13 protein-coding genes are annotated in these 19,341 nt (G+C 39.8%); 1 reads left to right on the plus strand and 12 read right to left on the minus strand.

Annotation, left to right across the window (positions count from 1 at the left end):
- Positions 1–125 precede the first annotated feature (125 nt).
- The 8 genes from hisA to T357_RS21835 form a co-directional block, all read right to left on the minus strand.
- Positions 126–842, minus strand: a complete 717-nt coding sequence (hisA, locus tag T357_RS0114240) for a 1-(5-phosphoribosyl)-5-[(5-phosphoribosylamino)methylideneamino]imidazole-4-carboxamide isomerase (protein ID WP_031554005.1) — start codon at positions 840–842, stop codon at positions 126–128.
- 13 nt (positions 843–855) lie between these two features.
- Positions 856–1,485: an imidazole glycerol phosphate synthase subunit HisH gene (hisH, locus tag T357_RS0114245; protein WP_031554008.1), complete on the minus strand. Its 630-nt coding sequence runs from the start codon at positions 1,483–1,485 to the stop codon at positions 856–858.
- Positions 1,486–1,629: 144 nt separating this feature from the next.
- Entirely contained in the window at positions 1,630–2,916 is a 1,287-nt protein-coding gene (gene hisD / locus T357_RS0114250) for a histidinol dehydrogenase (protein ID WP_031554011.1), read from the minus strand.
- A 17-nt stretch (positions 2,917–2,933) separates the two neighbouring features.
- The gene (gene hisG / locus T357_RS0114255; protein WP_031554014.1) at positions 2,934–3,590 is read right to left on the minus strand and encodes an ATP phosphoribosyltransferase; all 657 of its coding nucleotides are present in this window, start codon (positions 3,588–3,590) and stop codon (positions 2,934–2,936) included.
- Positions 3,587–4,675 (minus strand): ATP phosphoribosyltransferase regulatory subunit, encoded by a 1,089-nt coding sequence (locus T357_RS0114260; protein WP_049962455.1) that lies wholly within the window; start codon positions 4,673–4,675, stop codon positions 3,587–3,589. The genes hisG and T357_RS0114260 overlap by 4 nt, the downstream gene beginning before the upstream one ends.
- Positions 4,675–5,268, minus strand: a complete 594-nt coding sequence (gene hisB, locus T357_RS0114265; RefSeq protein ID WP_031554018.1) for an imidazoleglycerol-phosphate dehydratase HisB — start codon at positions 5,266–5,268, stop codon at positions 4,675–4,677. Before hisB ends, T357_RS0114260 begins: the two co-directional genes overlap by 1 nt.
- A gap of 239 nt (positions 5,269–5,507) precedes the next feature.
- Positions 5,508–6,602, minus strand: a complete 1,095-nt coding sequence (gene hisC, locus T357_RS0114270) for a histidinol-phosphate transaminase (protein WP_031554020.1) — start codon at positions 6,600–6,602, stop codon at positions 5,508–5,510.
- A gap of 307 nt (positions 6,603–6,909) precedes the next feature.
- Positions 6,910–7,191, minus strand: a complete 282-nt coding sequence (locus tag T357_RS21835) for a hypothetical protein (protein WP_044917040.1) — start codon at positions 7,189–7,191, stop codon at positions 6,910–6,912.
- Positions 7,192–7,465: 274 nt separating this feature from the next.
- On the opposite strand from T357_RS21835, the gene T357_RS0114280 reads away from it, so the two are divergent.
- The gene (locus T357_RS0114280) at positions 7,466–9,118 is read left to right on the plus strand and encodes an ABC transporter substrate binding protein (protein ID WP_031554024.1); all 1,653 of its coding nucleotides are present in this window, start codon (positions 7,466–7,468) and stop codon (positions 9,116–9,118) included.
- Here T357_RS0114280 and T357_RS0114285 read toward each other — a convergent pair.
- The 4 genes from T357_RS0114285 to T357_RS0114300 all read right to left on the minus strand — a co-directional run bounded on the left by T357_RS0114285 (position 9,089) and on the right by T357_RS0114300 (position 19,336).
- Entirely contained in the window at positions 9,089–10,273 is a 1,185-nt protein-coding gene (locus T357_RS0114285) for a substrate-binding domain-containing protein (RefSeq protein ID WP_242840124.1), read from the minus strand. The genes T357_RS0114280 and T357_RS0114285 overlap by 30 nt on opposite strands.
- A 45-nt stretch (positions 10,274–10,318) precedes the next feature.
- Complete coding sequence (locus tag T357_RS0114290; RefSeq protein ID WP_031554029.1) at positions 10,319–10,798, minus strand: hypothetical protein; 480 nt, start codon at positions 10,796–10,798, stop codon at positions 10,319–10,321.
- 18 nt (positions 10,799–10,816) lie between these two features.
- The gene (locus T357_RS0114295; RefSeq protein WP_031554032.1) at positions 10,817–11,299 is read right to left on the minus strand and encodes a BrnT family toxin; all 483 of its coding nucleotides are present in this window, start codon (positions 11,297–11,299) and stop codon (positions 10,817–10,819) included.
- 369 nt (positions 11,300–11,668) lie between these two features.
- Positions 11,669–19,336 carry a type II secretion system protein gene (locus T357_RS0114300; RefSeq protein ID WP_031554035.1) on the minus strand — a complete coding sequence of 2,556 codons (7,668 nt, stop codon included), beginning with the start codon at positions 19,334–19,336 and terminating at the stop codon, positions 11,669–11,671.
- Positions 19,337–19,341: the final 5 nt, after the last annotated feature.

Below are 19,341 nucleotides of genomic sequence, written 5' to 3' on the forward strand. Positions count from 1 at the left end.
AATGGGGTCAGACCCCATTACAATAATATGAATGATTGTTTAATTCTCTGTAAGGGGGCAGACCCCATTACGGTTTTATTAAGTCACCCGGAATACCACCGGGGACGGTGGATTAACTCTGTGTTTTATTCTTCGGTCAGCATCAGTGCATCTTCAAGCTTGATGGCTCCGTTATACATGGCCTTGCCAAGTATTGCACCGTAGATATCCATAGCCTTCAAAGCTTTAATGTCATCGAGAGTTGAAACTCCGCCGGAGGCAGTGATGTCAATGCCCTGAAGCTTTGAAAGCTTTTCATAAAGCGGAAGGTTTGTGCCTTTCATGGCGCCGTCTTTTGAAATGTCTGTGACGATGGCTGTCTTCACGCCCATTTCCCTGAGTTCCTCCAGGAAGTCGAACATGTCCACATCCAGCACCTCAAGCCAGCCTTTAACTGCTACCTTGCCATCCTTTGCGTCCACACCGACAGCGATTTTGTCGCCCCATTTTCCAAGGGTTTCCTTCAGAAATTCTTTATCTGTAACTGCCTTTGTACCAAGGATGACCCTGGATACACCGGCACTGAGATACTTCTCGATAGTCTCGAAGCTTCTGATGCCGCCGCCTATCTCAACCTTGAGACCGGTGTTCTGTGCTATGGATTTTACCACATCAAAGTTAGGTGTTGTTCCGTCCTTGGCACCCTCCAGATCCACAAGGTGTAGCCATTTGCCTCCTATTGCTTCGATATCTTTGGCAGTTGCCAGAGGATCCTCGCTATAAACGGTCATCTGTTGGTAGTCGCCTTTCACAAGTCGAACCACCTTTTTGTCGTATAAATCGATTGCCGGAAAAAGCAGCATATATCCTCCTTTTTTACAACTCTGCAAATGCCTTCAATATCTTCATGCCGATCTCACCGCTCTTCTCAGGGTGGAACTGAGTGCCATAAACATTACCATTTTGCACTGCAGCGGTCAGAGGAACTCCGTACTCTGCGGTTGCGATGAGATTTTTATCGCAGTTGAAAGCCGCATAGCTGTGAACGAAGTAAACGTAGTCCCCTTCCTTGAGCTCTTTAAAGATCGGACTTTCGGCAAATGCCTCTCCCGAAGCTGCGTGAAAGTTTAAAGCATTCCAGCCCATGTGGGGAATGTCAAGGTTTGCAGGAATCACACCTTCTATAGGTCTGACTTCTCCGGGAACCAGTCCCAGACCTTCATGCTCGCCGTATTCAAAGGATTTGTCAAAAAGCATCTGCATGCCGAGGCATATACCGAGAAGAGGCTTTCCGGAAGCAGCTTGCTCTTTCACGAAATCAAAGAGGCCTTTGCTTCTCAGCTTCTCAACAGCATCCCCGAAAGCGCCAACGCCCGGAAGGATAACCTGATCTGCGGAGGCGATGACACTCTTATCTGAAGTTACCACCGCTTCTTTTCCGATGCTGGCTATTGAGCTTTTTAGTGAAAACAGGTTTCCAACACCATAGTCAATAATTGCTATCATTTTTTCTCCAAAGGGGTCAGCCCCCAATACAATAATTTAATGTTTGATCAAGTCCCTTTAAGGGGTCAGATCCCATTACGAAATACTGAATCTAGCACGATGTACCATAAACACCGTTACCCATGGTCCATATAGATCATCGCTTCAATCCCGGTCTTCTTTACCGAATCGGATGTCCACCGCTCTTGCGTGGGCTGTGAGTCCTTCTCTGCGGGCAAAAAGCGAAATCTTGTCATAGTCCTTTTCCAGGGCTTCCTTTGTGTAGTAGCTGTACTGCATTTTCTTCACAAAGTCATCCACTGAAAGTGGGCTATAGAAACGGGCTGTTCCGGATGTGGGAAGCGTGTGGTTAGGGCCTGCAAAATAGTCGCCTGTAGGCTCTGCATTGTAGCGTCCCAGGAAAACAGATCCCGCATTCTTTATAAGCGGCAGGTAATCAAATGGCTGATCCACGCAAACCTCCATGTGCTCAGGGGCGATGCGGTTTGCGGCATCGATTCCTTCTTTAAGGTCTCTCGCAACGATGATCTTTCCGTTGTTCTCGATGGAAGGACGTGCAATATCTTCTCTCGATAACTGCTTGAGCTGAACTTCAAGCTCCTGCTGAACCGCCTTTGCGAGCTCCATTGATTCTGTGATGAGCACGGCAGAAGCATTCTTGTCATGTTCTGCCTGGCTAAGAAGATCCGCAGCTACGAAACGGGGATCTGATTTTCCGTCTGCAAGCACCAGAACCTCCGAAGGTCCTGCTATCATGTCGATTCCCACCTGACCGAAAACCTGCTTCTTGGCTTCTGCCACGAAAGCATTACCCGGGCCCACGATCTTGTCTACTCTCGGTATGGACTCAGTTCCGTAAGCCAATGCTGCCACCGCCTGTGCACCACCAATCTTGAAGATTCTTCCAACGCCGGCAACATGAGCTGCCGCAAGGATGTACGGGTTTACTGATCCTTCCTTGTTTGGAGGAGTAACCATGACTATCTCTTCAACTCCTGCGATCTTTGCCGGGATGGAATCCATCAATACCGTTGAAGGATAAGCTGCTGTTCCGCCGGGAACATAAAGACCAACCTTCTCAAGAGGGATCACCCTCTGTCCCAGGATAACACCCGGCTTGTCAGCCATGATGAAGCTGTTACGAACCTGCTTCTCATGGAATGCACTTATGTTTTCAGCAGCCTCTTCCAGAACCTTTATAAACTCCGGCTCCACCTGCTTGAGAGCGGCTTCGATTTCCGATTCACTCACCTGAAAATCCGAAAGGTCCACATGATCAAACTTTGAACTGTATTCCTTTAATGCCTCATCACCATTCTTTCTGACATTCGCGATGATGTCTTTAACAATATCTTCAACGCTTGAAGTTGGTTCAAACCTGGCAAAGATCTCTTCGTCCTTGATCTTTCCCATTTCAAAAATCTTGATCATTGTGTCTCCTCCCTTTTTTAGTGCTCCAGCTTTATAGTCTGCACTTCCTCGCCGCTCTTCACGATATTCCCGAGGCCGTCGCGCAGTCGTATGATTTCCTCATGCTTAAACTGATAGCTCACCTTGTTGCATACAAGTCTCGCACTGACCGGCACAACCTCCTGCAGAACCTCCAGATTGTTTTCTCTCAGGGTTCCGCCTGTCTCCACTATGTCAAAGATGACATCGCTGAGACCAAGCAGCGGCGCGATCTCTATAGAACCGTTCAGCTTTATGATGTCAATGTCTCTGCCGATGGACTCGTAGTAGGTCCTGGCAACATTGGAAAACTTTGTGGCAACTCTCAGAGTGCGCTCTTCATTGTCATAAAAGTCCTTGGGCCCGGCCACGCACATCCTGCATTTGCCTATCCCGAGATCCAGAAGCTCATATAAATCCGGATCGTACTCCAGTAGAATGTCTTTGCCGCAGACACCTACGTCTGCCGCGCCACGCTCTACATAGATCGCAACATCCGAAGGCTTAACCCAGAAATATCTCACACCCTTTTCAGGATTCTCAAAAGTGAGCTTTCGGTTTTTCTCAAGGATAGCCGGGCAGTCAAAACCCGCAGCCGCCATCATTGAATAAGTCTTTTCTCCGAGACGGCCCTTTGCCAATGCTATATTAATCATATATCAGCCGCCTCCTTTTCTGCTTCTTTTAATGTAAGAATCTTGCGAGCCCTGATCTTGTGCTCCATGTGGTCCACTTCGTCTGTTCTGACGGTCCGCACCTTGTATTCGGCATGATTGAAGGTCTCGATGACAGCCGCCACCTTTGCAGGCGGATCTGCTTCTCCGTCATAAGTTATGAGATAATCAACGTCATACCCCGGAACCTTTGTGAGATAATTTCCGACTGTATCAAGGTCTAATGCGAAGCCGATGGCACCGAAAGATTTACCCATCTTCTCCGGAAGCTTGTCATATCTTCCACCTGACAATATGGTAAACGGAATGTCCGCTACAGCTCCCTGAAAAATGATCCCGTTATAGTAGTCCATGGAATTCACAAGTGAGAAATCAAGGTATATGGACTCAAGAACACCGAAGCTTTCAAAAATAGCAGCAAGCTGTGATAAGTGATCTGCCATCCTGGCGGAAATATTGGAAATGGCATACTTCTTGAGCTCTGCCACACCCTCTTTAAAAGGCTTGTAAAGGTCTACCATGCTCTTCAAGGTGTTGGCGCTGGCCTCGGTGATCTTACCCTGCTCCACCAATGCGTCAAAGCCGGCAGCATTCTTCATAGAGAAAAGCTTTAATGCCTCTGCCTGGGCGGTTTCACTAAGCCCCATGGTCTCAAACATTTGCCTGAGAAATGCCGCGTCAGAGATACGGATCACAAATCTGTCGGAAATAAGCTGGAGGGATTTTGCCGCAAGGGCTATGACCTCCGCCTCGCTGTAGGAGTCAATGTTTCCGATACACTCAATTCCGGACTGAAGAATCTCTCTGTAGTGATCGTCCTTCGGGCGATAAACTGTTTCGTTGTAGTAAACCTTCTCTTCACCGCCGAGATTGGACTTGATGATACTGAGTGTCACGTCTGGCTTAAGTGCCAGAAGCGATCCGTCAAGATCCGTAAAGGTTATGAGCTGATTGGATTTAAGGAAATCCCTGTTGTCTGCATAGAGATCGTAGGGCTCAAACTTCGTCATCTTAAACTGACGGTAGCCATACTTCTCATATAAGCTGTTTAACTTAGCTGTAATCATTAAGCAAGTACCCCCTTGGTACTGGGAATGTCGGTGCCGAAGCGTTCGTCAGCGGAAACCGCCTCTCGTAATGCTCTGGCAAGTCCTTTGAAGCAGCCTTCCGCAATGTGGTGGCTGTTGAAGCCTGTGATCAGGCGAATGTGCAGCGTGATTCCTGCATTGGCAGCAAAGGCTGTCATGAATTCGGTCACGAGCTGGGTGTCGAAGGTGCCGATCTTTTCTGTTGGAAATGGAATATCTCCATAGAAGCCGCCGCGGCCGCTGATGTCAACAGAAACCAGAACCAGTGCCTCGTCCATGGGAAGGGTCAGGCTTGCGTAGCGCTTGATGCCTTTCTTGTCGCCGAGAGCTTCTTTCAGGGCTTCTCCCAGGGTTATGCCAATGTCTTCGACGCTGTGATGGTCATCTACCCAGGTGTCTCCTTCGCAGGTCAGGCTCATCTGGATGCCTGAGTGTCTGCTGAAGAGTGTCATCATGTGGTCGAAAAAGCCGATGCCGGTTTTGATTTCGGATTCTTTGCCGTCGCCGTCCAGGTCGAGCCATAAATTCACATCTGTCTCATTGGTTACGCGGTTGATTTCTGCTGTTCTCATGATTGCTCCTATAGGTTTATTAAGTCCGTCCGGAAAATGTTCGGATGCGCGCCGGGCCACTCGATTGAAAGTACAGCCTGATTGAAATGTGCGCCCCATCTGCACAAGTGTGTGCATCTGGGTCGTACATTTCAATCAGTCTGTTCTTTCAACTCGCAACCCTTGGCACACATTCCGAACATTTTCCTACGTTGTTGTATAAATTTACATGTGTTAATCATTTAGGAATATTGATAGAATCAGTATTCATTTAATATAACTTTAATAGTATCAATTAAAATGTCCATCTCTTCTCGGGAACCGACAGTTATACGGTTGAAGTTGGAAATTTTGGGGCTTGTGAAGTGGCGGACCAGGACGCCGCGGTCTTTTAGGGCTTTGTAGAGGGCGCCGCCTTCTATTTTGTTGCTTTCTGCGAACAGGAAGTTGGATTGAGATGGTAAAACATTGAAACCAAGCTTCTCGAGTTCTGCTTTGGCGTAAGCCCTGTTTTCTCTTATGGTATTACAGTTCTTTTCGAAATAGGCATTGTCCTTCAGGGCCTCTACTGCGCACTTCATGGAAATGCGGTTTACGTTGTAGGGGTTGTTGGAGTTTCTCAGGGTTTCAAGGTCCTGTATGATGGGGGCGCTTCCTATGGCAAAGCCGACTCTTGCGCCTGCAAGGGATCTTGATTTCGAGAAAGTCTGTACCACCAGGAGGTTCTCGTATTTGGGAACCAAAGCTACTGCGGAGGTGCCTTCTTCTGCGAAATCCACATAGGCTTCATCAATGATAACTACGTGATCTTTGTTTGCTTCGCAGATTCTGGAAATGTCCTCAAGGCTCATGGCTATTCCGGTCGGCGCATTGGGATTTGCGATGACAATGCTTTTGCCGAGTCCTTTGTGGCTGCCGTCAGCATTTTTCTCTCCAAGGAAAGCTTCTACATCAACTGTGAAATCGCTGTTAAGTGGTTTGATATCTGATTCAACCTGATTAAGATTGGCGATTACTATATAGAAGCTGTAAGTGATATCCGGATAAGCGATACCATCTTCACCGAAAGCCATGAATGCATAGTTTAATACTTCATCCGAACCGTTACCTATGAAAACATTGTCTGTTGTCATGGCAAATGTCTCAGCAAGCTGTGCCTTCAGGGGCTTAAGCTCCGGATCTGAATAAAGTCTCAGATCCATTGCTTCGCTTTCGTTTACAGCTTTTATAACTCCCGGTGCCGGTGGAAATGGTGACTCATTTGTATTGAGCTTCACGTACTTTTTGTCCTGTGGCTGCTCTCCCGGTGTGTAGGGCTCCAGTTCTTTATATATCGAGTTAAAAAATACAGACATCTTTATCTCCATTCTGTGTGATGACCACCTGTTGATTATACCGCTTTTTGAAAGTTTTTTCTTCTATAACTATATGGATTCGAAAAAATAATTTGATAAATCAACCGGCGAAACAACTTTATCGCTCTACCAATTTATCACGCTAAAGCGTTATGGAAATAATACAGACTAAACCACCGAATGTCAAGTATATAAGTTTGTTATTCCAGCTATACCCTTAAAAACACATAATAATAAAGAGGCCCTTTCGGACCTCTTTAAAAACACGAACTCGTGTAACGTCAAATATACTTTTTAAGACTTATACTTAGCCTGCATTAACATCCCGGCCATCACCTACCAAAGATGCCTGCTCACTCAACTCCTCTGACTCATCATCAAATCCAATCTCAAAATCTGATGAACCCAGAGCGCCTTCAACTAATTTGATAAGCTCAAGAGCTGAACGAAAATATTTAGTCTTGTTGCGGTCAGCCCAAGTAACGCGTCCCTGCCATGTACCATGCTCCTGATCAAGGATCTGGATTACGAATACATTGTCCACCTTACTTGGAGCTTTTTTTCTCTTGTCGTTAGAATTCTCGCTCATGATATCCTCCGTCACACAATCTTACGTTATCAATATACCAAATGAACTATCAAAAAAACTATTAAATTGGAGATAGGATTTGTAATTTTGCGAATCAAATTTAAATATATTTAAAATTTTTTTAAATTTAACAAAAATTTAATATTTTTTCAGTTATTCTATTTATATCGATATCCCGTAGCTATCTGTTATTTAAATTTATGTCATTTTATCTTATAATTTATATATATGTATAGACTCAAAATTGATTTTAAAAAACAAGGAGTCAGGCTCCATGAATCTCAAATGTAGACAAATAAGATTTTTATCTTTATTTATCATATTCTTTTGTCTATTGTTCGAAACTTTCTCTTCCGTTGTTTATGCTTCGGACGATTTCGAGCGTCAGTATCGTATTCTGTTCATTTCTTCCTATGGGTTCTCCAATGCAGTGGTACCGGATGAGCTCAGTGGATTTGAAGCGGGACTGGAAGAACTAAACTATCAGATTGATTATGAATTCATGGATACAGAGTACTACTATCGCGCTGAGGATATTGACAATTTCAGGGATTATCTTTCTTATAAGATATCTGCCGGCGGAGATTTTGATCTTATCGCCCTGGCGGATGATCAGGCTCTCAGATTCTTAAATAATCATAGAAAAAACTTGTTAAAGAATAAACCTGTTGTTTTTTTTGGCGTAAATAACACCACGGAAGCCATGACTACTTCTGATCTTCCCGGAGTTACCGGTATTGCAGAGGTAATAGATATAGAAAGAAATTACAAGCTTATGCAGGAGCTCTTTCCTGACAGAAAAACATTGGTTGCCATAGTTGATGCCACAATATCAGGACAGGGCGATTTTGTGGAATTTATGAAGTTCAAGGATGCTCATCCCGATCTCAAAACAAGAATCATCAATACTTCCTACTACACAGCTAATGGTATCAAAGATGTTTTACACGAGCTTGGAGAAGACGATATCATATTATTTCTGGATTTTTCAATCGATGGTGAGTCCAATTTATATCCCCTTCAGACTGCTGCAAGCTTTATTTCCCAAAATACAAAAAATGTACCGATATTCAGGGTGGGATCTGCCGATATAGAGCATGGCGTGCTTGGCGGTCTGTCCTATTCCTACTATGATGCAGGTCTCATGGCCGGAAGTATGGCGAGAAAAATCCTTCTTGGTGAAGATCCTGATACCATGCCATTAGTTACAAGCGCAATATCTACTCCATTTTTTGAACAGGGACAGATGGATATTTTCAATCTAAAAAGCAAAGATCTTCCCATTGGTTCAGTTGTTTTGAATGAGCGACAGACATTAACAACATTTTACCGGGATAATTCCACTGTCAGTAATCTTGTGATGCTGACTGCATTGCTTCTGATCATAGTCATAGGACTTCTTCTTGGCAGTAACCGAAGAAGGTACAAACTTATCAGAACAGATTATCTGACCCAACTGCCTAACAGAACATTCATCACCGAGAAAATTGCCAAAGTCGTAGAATCAAAAAAATCTTACGGCATAATCATGATGGACGTGGATCATTTCAAGGGAATAAACGATACAAAAGGACATCAGGTTGGTGATGAAATCCTTGCCGGTGTCGCTGAAAGATTAAAAGAATTTTCAGGAAGAAATATCACATTTGCCAGACTCGGAGGAGATGAATTCTCAGCCATAATCTCAAAACCTGACAAAGAAAAAGTCATCCGCATCTGCGAAAAAATAGTCAGCAGAATGCGAGATGACTTTGAGACCAGTATAGGTACGATCAAAATAACAGTGAGCCTTGGATGTGCACTTTATCCTGAAGATGTGGATGATATAAATGAAGTGATGGAATATGCAGACAAGGCCCTATATGTCACTAAGGAAAATGGGCGAAATGGTTTCCATCTATTCTCCCAGAATGATATTTCCGTCTGAATCATAGGTATAATAGCCGGTATCAAAGAGTTCTTTTTGGATATTGCTGCTATCCAAAACCTTGGGGATAAGCAGATATGATTTTACATTTTTTCTTCCGTTGTTGTAGCTTGTGGTATCATATCTGCATTCAAAATCCCAACCGCTCTCTTCTATCAGCTTCTCATCCGGGGAATCTCCCTCCAGAACAGCCCTTGTCAGATCAACCGTCACTATGGCTTCGTTTTTCAGCGCCTTAAATACTGTCATACTCTGATTCCCGGACAGTATATTATAAACATTCTCCACGTCGGCGTCCTGTCCTGTAACAATCACTTTATTGTCCTGAGAGTAGTCACTTCTTATAGCATTAACAGCTCCTAAGGCAGTGGAGTCATTGGCACATACTACTGCATCGAGCCTGTTGTGCTTATAATATGAATTCAAAATGATCTGCATACGCTGCTGTGCAATCTCAGTAGACCAGGTTCCTGTAGCTGTCACATAGAAATCCTTCTGTCCGGAGACTATATTAAGCTTACCTTTTTCAAAATAAGGAACCAGAGTATCCATCTCTCCGTTATAAAAATAACGTGCATTATTATCTACAGGATCTCCGGTCACAATCTCTATATTCCTGGTTTCATCAGAAGCATCAAGCTTAAGTGCGTCTATAACATATCTTGCCTGAAGCTCCCCCACCATGTAATTGTCGAAAGACACATAGTAATCAACTATATCCGTATCCATGAGAAGTCTGTCATAGGCAATTACCTTGACACCTGCCTGAGATGCCTCATCCAGTACTGATGAAAGAGTTCCTCCGTCTATTGCAGATACCACAACGAGGTCCACCCCTTCATCTATCATATTCCGAAGTTCACTGATCTGCTTGTCTATCAGATTATCAGCAAAGGAAAGTATAACCTCATAACCGTATTTTTCAAATTCCGATTTCAGGAAGGCTCCGTCCCTGTTCCACCTCTCAAGTTGCTGATCGGGCATGCTGATACCTACGATTATCCGACCGTCATCAGCTCTGTTCACAAGGCTTGACGACACAGCAGAGACTGCCTCCTTATCAGCAGATGTCTCATTTGTTGAAGCTTTGCCGCACCCTGTTATCAAAAGAGTAAACCACATTAAGCTGAGAAAAATAAAATTTATATTTTTCATGAAATAATTATTACCTCACTCATTCCGGGCATCTTTGACACCTGCTTAACTATCTCCAACATCATCGATGACTTTTTTATGTTTAAGCCGACTCTTAACGAGCTCATTTAAATCATGCTCAGTCAGTTCCGGACAATCTTTGCTATATTTTATAGGACTGGTGCTTGCATCTTCTATCATCTTTTTCTGAGATAAGTTTGGTTTCATATCAGAACGCAAAACATAATGCACAGTATCATGAACATATTCTATTAATTCACCGGTTTCTGAATATACATATTCTTTCCCAAAACGAACTAATGGATTTTCAATAGATCCAGGTTCTCCCTGTTTTGGATTGGATTCCCTGGCATATTTTTTTAGTATTTTTTCTTTGACTGAAGCCCTATAAAATCTTCTTCCATTAATAATAACTGAATTATTATCAAGTACTGCCTGATCAGCTTCACTAACTGTATATCTTTTTTTAAAAAACTCTTCATCGGAGAGTTTCTCAAGATAATTAATACTTTTATCGTTTGACATATTCTCTCCTTTCATTGATCATTCCAAATAATCTGCATACTTCATCATCAAATATGTTTTTGCTTCACTTTTATTTGCAGTTCTTGCGGATATTATTCTTGTCTCTTCACCAAAATCTCCAACTTGCTGAACAAATACTACAAAGAGAATGCCTTCTACTTCACCAATTACTGCCCGTGGTCTTGTTTTTGTTGTATCTATCGGATGATTATCATCAATCGGAGAAGAAGGCTCACCTATTACTTGTTCTCTTAATTCACCATCAACATATCTATTATCATCTTCCAACCTGAATTCATCATTAAATACATACGCAGCAGTATAGAAATCTATTCCATGTTCAGTGATATTAGCCTCATTTTTTGATTTATCCCAAACAAACAGTTTTTCTTTAACAGAAAAGTACTCAATCAAATGACTTACACCTTTTTGAAAATATGAATCACCATCCTGTCTGTTTTTTCTATAAACTCTATATTCTTTACGATTGAATTCTGACATATACTTGCTTACCTACTTAATATTATATCATCCGTTAAATAATCCAACAATTTTACGAATATTGTTTTTGCCCAATTTTTTCGTATGTGCCTTATCGGATATTGGCACTTATTGTAATTCTATTCTTTGATGATGTCAATTCGCTTTATGGCACGCTTGCTTAATTAGGATCTGATTTAACGGTTTAATAGCAAATCTATTTCATGGTAAATGGTACTAATTTTTATGGCACACATGTCATGTCAACTAGTTAAAAAAACGGAGCGCATATGTTTTCATATGCGCTCCAAAAAAAGCCGGAGGACATCCTGTTGTTAAATAAGATGTCTTCCAGCTTTTTTATCTTGAATGGACTTTACTATCTAAATATCACTCCATCCAGTCACCATAAAACGTTTTTGAACTAATCCAGTTTTTAAATGGATAAACCACTGTTGTTCGTGATGCATCAAACGGAACTGTATTAGTGGAAAATGTTTCATTTGTAGCGGTAATGTTGGCTGAGTCGGTCTTTGTTACCGGTGCCAGTCCCACTTCACAACCATCTTTTGTCACAATCGGATACAATCCTATTCCCTCATCTAAATAATATGAGTTGTTAATTGTGGCATTATGATATGAACCTTCATGATATAACTGGCCTGCGAATGTGCCTACAGAGCTTGCTATTCCACTTGAATAATTCATTCCGGCAACATGACTGTAACTATAACAATCATTAATCCTTAACTCTCCACTAGCATCTCCGCCTATTACTCCGATAAATCCACCAATAGTATCATCATAAGTGCTATCAGCAGAATCAGGATAAAATAGTAATGAATTGGTATTAAAACAATGTTCAACTGTGCATGTTCCGGCCAAACTTCCTATAAATCCACCAACGTGTTTTCCACAAGATATTATATTAAATCGTCCGTCAACACTTTCATCAATCGTATCAACAAATACGCCTCCTTTAGTATGACCACTTACATAGCAATTGCTGATAACACCTGACATTGAATTAATACTTCCAATTAAACCTCCAACTGATTCACTATAACCTTGCAAGTAAACTGAAGTATAGCAGTTCTGTAAATTTGTTATCGTCAGACTAGCAGAGCCTATCAGACCTCCAAGAACTGTAGTATTTTTTCCTGCTGAATAACTTCTGACATTTTTAATTATTCCATTAGGGGATGTTATTCCTACATTATTAAATTCACACTTATATTGTCTGTCTCCATTTTGTAAAGCAAGTATACCTCCAACTTGGGATCCTCCCTCAATTTTCAAAATGGTTGAATTAATATAGGAATTATTTAGTGTCACATCTCCGCCATAAGAATATGCAACTAATCCTCCTGGCGTACTAGATCCGCTATTACTGCTAATATTTATAGAAGCACTATCGATTTTTGAAGATGTAATCTCTACACCACCATAATTAAATGCAATAAATCCTCCTAGATAACTACCACCAATAGTATCCGAATCAGTGATTGATAAGGAATTACAATCAATAGTACATCCGGTAATTTGTGTTCTATTGTTTGCTTTTGCAACCATACCGGCAATATTACGTGGATTACCACCTGAACATGAGACATTCAGTTCACCTGTAACCCTATTGTCATAGGTTGTGAAGTTGTTTACGCCACAATTTTCAACAACAAGATTACCTGAAACTTCTCCAACAAATCCACCGGCACTGGTTTTTGCAGTTACTGTAGTAATGCCTTTTAAGTGAACATTTGACAATGTGAGATTTTTGTTTGCAGTTCCTACTATTGCTCCGGATGTTAACGGTTCTTTACCGGCATATTCATCTCCTGTGTTTACAACTGTAGGATTTATAAGTGTTAGATTTTTCACTGTGAAATTGTTGTTTGTCCTTGCTAACAGACCCGAATTCACTTCAGATGTTAAATGCTCATCCGGGCTTAAGTTATAAATCGAATAACCACCTCCGTCGTATTCTGTCAAACTACAAGAATCATTAACATATATAGGCTTGAACTTTCCATTATGAGTTAACTCAACATATCCATCTGTTGTATTTTTAGAATTATAATTATAAATTATTACTTCATGATCGTTATTTAATGTCGAAAGTTCTGTAATGTATGGTTCAACCTTTGCTGTATAGAAAGTATGATTAGCATCAGCTATATATGAACCATCATCCTTCCAATATATGTTATCCGTCTGTACAGCCTTAGTTATTTTATATGTACTGTAATTTAATCCGGAAACTGAACTTTCAAGATTCTGAAGGTTTCTACTATTAGATATATATACAGTACACGTTCCATCACTGTTATCAACACGTTTTTCAAACAGGCTATTTGCCATTGCCTGAGTATTTCCGGTGACATTTTGAACATTTGCATATGTACTACGTACATTGACAATAATATTCTCTCCGGGTTTTGCATCCTCCGGACCTTCTGACATTGTCATCAGATAATTTGATTGTTTAGAAGAGAGATTATCAATATAAAACTCAAGCAATGCAGAATCAGGGTGATAGTCAAACATAGTGGTATCTCTCACCATAGTCGATTCAGTTTCTGCGTATGTATTATAATGACTTATTTGAGCAATATTCTTGTATCCCTGCTCATTGTACCTGACTCTGTAATAGGCGGTTACACCACTTTCTTCACCTTGTAGCTTTATGTAAGTTTCATAATAATATCCACCGGTAACATTGATATCTTCTACTCTCTTGTACGTCGTACCGTTTGAAAGATCAATTACAGCTGTTAATCTATTGCCATTTTCAAGACTGACATACTTTGACTTCGGCTCTACCCAATCACCATAAAATACATATTGATAAGAATCGGTTAAATCCGGGTTACGTGCTTCATCCTTGAATGGATATACTGAATTTTCAGGCAGATTGAATGTTGAAGTCCTTACTTCAGAAGTATTTGTATTAACAACTCTCGATGACTCCGGTTCTACAAATATTGATTCTGAAAACTCTGTAGTATAAGGTGTTGCCCCATTCTTTTCATCTACATCTATTGCTATTAAATTATCATTATAGTTGATACCTCGAAGAACAGACACATTATTATATGTTGGTCGGTCCGTTCTAGTTTTCACAAAATTAATTCCAGTAAAACCTCCTACATGATTGGCTTTATTAAATACACATCCAGCTACATAGCAATTATTGAATACTGTACCCGGACTAAATTGCAAATATCCAATAAAGCCCCCTGATTTAGTCCCAATATCAGCCTCATTATTTGGATCTTCAACTTTCTTACCCTCTATACCGACAGAGGCCGTTGTGAAACAGTCCTTAAATACATTTGAAACATTTGTAAATATGTAACCAATAAATCCGCCCGAATTGGATTTGGACCAGATATTATATCCACCATGACCAATTATATCTGTAGAGTATCCTTTGACATCCGTAGCTACAGAATCAAGATAGTCAAATGTAGACTTAGAGACATGTCCACCAACAAAACAATTTTCAATCTTAGAAGTAACTGTATTGTTTGTTGGTTTATATTCTCCTATAAATCCACCTGCGCTTCTACCTGCATAAACATAAGCAGAAGCTCCTGTGTTAGTTATTTCATATTTTCCAAAATAGGCATCTCCAATTAATCCTCCCGCATCAGCGTAAGAGCCAAGTGCTTTTATCAAAGAATTCTTACCATAACTGTATACTCTATCAACTTTTAAGCTTCCTTTATTATAATAACCGCCAAAAAGAGAACCTGCCATACTAATAGAATATCCTCTAGTAACAACAGCAAAATCTTCTAATAAACACTTGGAAATATCAATATTCGAATCACATGCATTTTTTTCCTCATAATTTGATCCACCTAATCGACCAATTAATACTCCAGCATATTGGTTACCGGTTATTACTGTTGAATCTTTTGTTGTAATATTTTCAATAGTAAAACCTGTATTATTTTTTCCATTTTCAATGTATATTTCTCCAAAAATCGAAGCCACGCTACCTGAAGTCACGTTAACCTTACTTCCCAAAGTGTTTATCTTTGATGCATTAAATGTCAAACCGGTATCAGCAATAATCCTTCCTATTACTCCTCCTGCTGCATTACATGTATTACCGGTTACATTAGGATAATTCATGGTAATACCGGTCAGATTATATGTATGATTATTAGTAGTTACATTAATCTTTCCTATCATTCCACCAACATCACCTGTTGTTGATTCAACTGTAGGATAATTGATTTCGATATTGGATACATTAAATGTAAGCGTATGATCAGAGGTTACTTTTCCGATAACAGTTCCTATTTCACCGGTTGTTCCGATTACTACAGGATAATTCATTTTGAAATTACCCATTGTAAAGGTCTTATTACATGCAAAATCAACGCTTCGGAAAAGACCCATATCAGAAGATGCGGTCTTAGACTTTATTACTAAGTTATTGATGGAGTGACCCTGACCGTCAAACTCAACAAGCTTATAATGCTCATCTCTCTTGATTCCGTAGAATGAACTCTCTGCTGCCAAAGGCGTAGTATTAGTATTAGTAGTACCTGTTTCATTCCATTTATAAATCTTAACTTCCTGGTCTGATGTACCATTATCATCGTTAATAGCTGTTATGAAATTATTGTAATATTCATAATTTTCATCATCTACATTTGTCATAACCGGCATCTGATTAACTGTTTCACCATTGTATGTAGTAGAAGCTTTCCAATATAGATCTTTACAGAGCTTTACTTTTTCAACATCCATACCGCATTTAATGTTAGAAACTTCATCATCCAGATTTTGTAAATGTCTGAAATTTGTAATAAGCGCAGTTTTGCTATATGAGGTATCACTATTGTTTCCGTCAATAGATTCAATAGGTTTAACAATAGCGTAGTTAGGATTTATATCACTGTAATAATTTGTTTCATAATAGTTCGATGAGTCATCATATTTTGAGTTTGAATTAAATGAGCCGTCAGCAAATAAGCTATTTGTAATACCTACAAATGCTTCGCTATTTGTATCTGACTGTAATTTTTTTAATTGTGCTTTTGTATAATTTTTATTTTGGCTACCCAACATTATTGCAGTTATTTGAATATCTGCACCTTCTTTTATGCAAGGGAATATATTATGAAAAGCACCTTTAGGCTTAGTTATATCATCAAAGAACAAATAATACTCATTATTATAACTGGTATTATTGTTGTTTATAATATTATAGTTAAAATTTGTTTTACTATAATCACAAAAGTCTGTGTTAATTAATTCTATATTATTATTATCTAAATAATAATTAGCGTAGTAATCATGAGCAGTATTATCTTTTTCTTCTACCAAAACCCATAGATAGTTATTCTTGAATTCATTTCCTTTAATTACTAAAGCTAACTTTTCTGCATTTCGAATGAATATACCATGTTGACTTTTGTCTTCTTCTATTATTGCCCAGTCGCCGATATGCGTGGTAAGTGGCGTTTTTGTACTCGCTCCTGATAATTGCTTAACTGTTTTATATGTATAGTATTGGTAATGATCTTTTATATACTTGTCCCAAGCATCTTCTTTTACATTAGATGTAGCTAATATTCCTTCACCTGATGTTGCAGTAACACCGGTACCAGAAATATTTCCGCTTCCAACTATACTAATGTTGTTGAATTCATGTTTTTCACCATTGATATTATCAGTATACAGTCCTCTTAGATAATAATTTGATCCAGATGCAGAAGCTGTGCCCACACCAAGAAAACCTCCGGCTGATCCGCCATCGGTCACAGAAACTAAACCTGCGCTGTAGACATTATCTACAGACAGATTTACACATGTTCCGACAAAACCACCAACTATTCCATTTGAAGCATCAGATGAATAAACAGAAGCAGTTGTATATGAATTCTTTACAGTTATCTTTCCGGTTCCTTCCCATGTAGCATCACCGATAAATCCTCCTGAGATACCGTTGGATATAACATTGTAATTATCTTTCATGGAGTCAGGCTCTGCCGTAGTAGATGTTCCTGTTCCGTAATTTCCGTTTTTGGTATGACCAGATACATAGCATCTTTCGATGATGCTGTCTGTAGTGGCATCATTAACAGAGCCAATGAAACCGCCTGCGATCCCTCCACCGGAACCACTGGCAGCATCAGCATAAACATAGGCTGTACTGTATGTATCTGTGATATCAAGCTTTCCAGATGTGCGGCCGGCTGCACCTCCTGCTGTAGTGCCGGATACCTTCAGATTCTGACCTTCAACATGAGAATCCTCGATAGTGCATGAACCGGCCGTACTACCTGCTATTCCACCTGACGCAATGCCGGATATAGTAAGGTTATCACTAGAAACATATGATTTTTTCACATTAAGTGAATTGGTGCTATTTCCGATCAGACCTCCGGCACCATACACACCTTCCATAGCGGATGAAATAGTAATTGCTGAACCAGGATTTGCATCATCATTCTTTACAGAGATATTTTCCAAAGTAATCGGTGTTGAAGCCGCACCAACAGCGCTTCCTGCATTACCTGTGGAAGCTTTGAAATTACTATTTATGATTTCAAGATTTTTCATCTTGAATGACTTATATGACTTATGGTTAACAGTTCCGATGATACCAGAATTACCACCGTTACCACCATTTGAAACGATATTACTTATATGTTTTTTTGTTCCATCGTATTCTACAAGGTAATCATTATGTATACCATAATAACCACCTTTATCATTAGAATTAATATCGTATATAGCTGGGTAAACAGCAGCATTATATGTAATATGTTCAATCTGTATTGCTGTAAGTTCATCAGATGATGAGCCTGCATCAATCAACTCAGTAAAATCAAATTTTGAAATATCAGGATCAAGATTCTCAAGATGTCTGATGTATTTTATATCTGCTTCATTACCACCATACGAATAAAAAAGACTATTATCCGTATCTGTATTACTTACAACAGATGCGGCTAATTTACCATCTTCAGAATACTCTGCTTGCACTTCAATATCTTCACCAGGAATCAAATATGGGAAAAGATCTCCAAAATGATTTGATTCTAATGTTGATATTGTTGTTATATCATCAAGAGTAATTGTGATATTTTCATTATCAGAAACTATATTATATTTCTTATCGTCATATCTTCCTGTAGGATTACCTCCATTAATATATACTGTATTTCCTTTTGGATCAGAGCCTTTTACAAGAATAGTTTGCTTATTTCCGCTAGTTAAACCCGTAACTGTTAATGTAATCCTTTCTTTTTGATTTGAAGCAGAATAGTTTAGATTAATAATTGTCGCTGTTAGTTTATCTTCATTGGTTAAATAAACTCTTAAAGGTTTAAACTGATCCTCAGGAATCGGAATCAATGGATTCGAACCACCTGAAGAGTCATTGCTTCCATCGCTATATCCAGCAATATAACATCCTATTACCTTTGGATCTTCTAAGTCCTCATCTAAAACAGCAGCATTAAGTCTATCTTCATCATATGAGTCAAACTCATATATGATATCAGAATTTCCTAAAGACGTATGAGGCTTACTTGAATAAAAAACTCCAAGAACTGTTGCAGTATTGGCTTCGTAAGCAATTAAATAATTTCCATTTTCTGCAACTTCACTATCAATAGAAAAAACAGGCAGCATGATAGAATGAATCCATTCTGATTCTGTACCGGTACCATCTGAACCTTTGTAAAGAACATATTTATAATCCGGAGTCTTACTTCCTGAAGAATCGTAATCTACATGCAAATAAGATGGCTTACTACTAAGATTAAAACCAAAAATATCTTTTTCATCTTGATCATTCTCATATTTAATCCCATATTCACCACTGGCATAAGATTGGCTTAGATGGTTCTGTGCTGCAATAAAAATGTCTTTTGCAGTGTTATCCATCTCCAACTGCTGAAGTCTCCTTATATACTTACTAACTCCAACAAAAGAAACTCCTGCCAGAATCGACAATATTGCGATAACTACCAGAAGCTCAGCGAGTGTAAATCCATGTTTATTTATTTTCTTATGACTTATTTTATTCATATTAC

Origin of the sequence: Oribacterium sp. FC2011 (genome assembly GCF_000701645.1) — a bacterium.
Taxonomy (GTDB): Bacteria; Bacillota; Clostridia; order Lachnospirales; family Lachnospiraceae; genus Oribacterium.

Excerpts from the sequence above, each read along its gene's own strand:
- hisA (WP_031554005.1), bottom strand. The coding sequence starts at position 842 with ATGCTGCTTTTTCCGGCAATCGATTTATACGACAAAAAGGTGGTTCGA.
- hisH (WP_031554008.1), bottom strand. The coding sequence starts at position 1,485 with ATGATAGCAATTATTGACTATGGTGTTGGAAACCTGTTTTCACTAAAA.
- hisD (WP_031554011.1), bottom strand. The coding sequence starts at position 2,916 with ATGATCAAGATTTTTGAAATGGGAAAGATCAAGGACGAAGAGATCTTT.
- hisG (WP_031554014.1), bottom strand. The coding sequence starts at position 3,590 with ATGATTAATATAGCATTGGCAAAGGGCCGTCTCGGAGAAAAGACTTAT.
- T357_RS0114260 (WP_049962455.1), bottom strand. The coding sequence starts at position 4,675 with ATGATTACAGCTAAGTTAAACAGCTTATATGAGAAGTATGGCTACCGT.
- hisB (WP_031554018.1), bottom strand. The coding sequence starts at position 5,268 with ATGAGAACAGCAGAAATCAACCGCGTAACCAATGAGACAGATGTGAAT.
- hisC (WP_031554020.1), bottom strand. The coding sequence starts at position 6,602 with ATGTCTGTATTTTTTAACTCGATATATAAAGAACTGGAGCCCTACACA.
- T357_RS21835 (WP_044917040.1), bottom strand. The coding sequence starts at position 7,191 with ATGAGCGAGAATTCTAACGACAAGAGAAAAAAAGCTCCAAGTAAGGTG.
- T357_RS0114280 (WP_031554024.1), top strand. The coding sequence starts at position 7,466 with ATGAATCTCAAATGTAGACAAATAAGATTTTTATCTTTATTTATCATA.
- T357_RS0114285 (WP_242840124.1), bottom strand. The coding sequence starts at position 10,273 with ATGAAAAATATAAATTTTATTTTTCTCAGCTTAATGTGGTTTACTCTT.
- T357_RS0114290 (WP_031554029.1), bottom strand. The coding sequence starts at position 10,798 with ATGTCAAACGATAAAAGTATTAATTATCTTGAGAAACTCTCCGATGAA.
- T357_RS0114295 (WP_031554032.1), bottom strand. The coding sequence starts at position 11,299 with ATGTCAGAATTCAATCGTAAAGAATATAGAGTTTATAGAAAAAACAGA.
- T357_RS0114300 (WP_031554035.1), bottom strand. The coding sequence starts at position 19,336 with ATGAATAAAATAAGTCATAAGAAAATAAATAAACATGGATTTACACTC.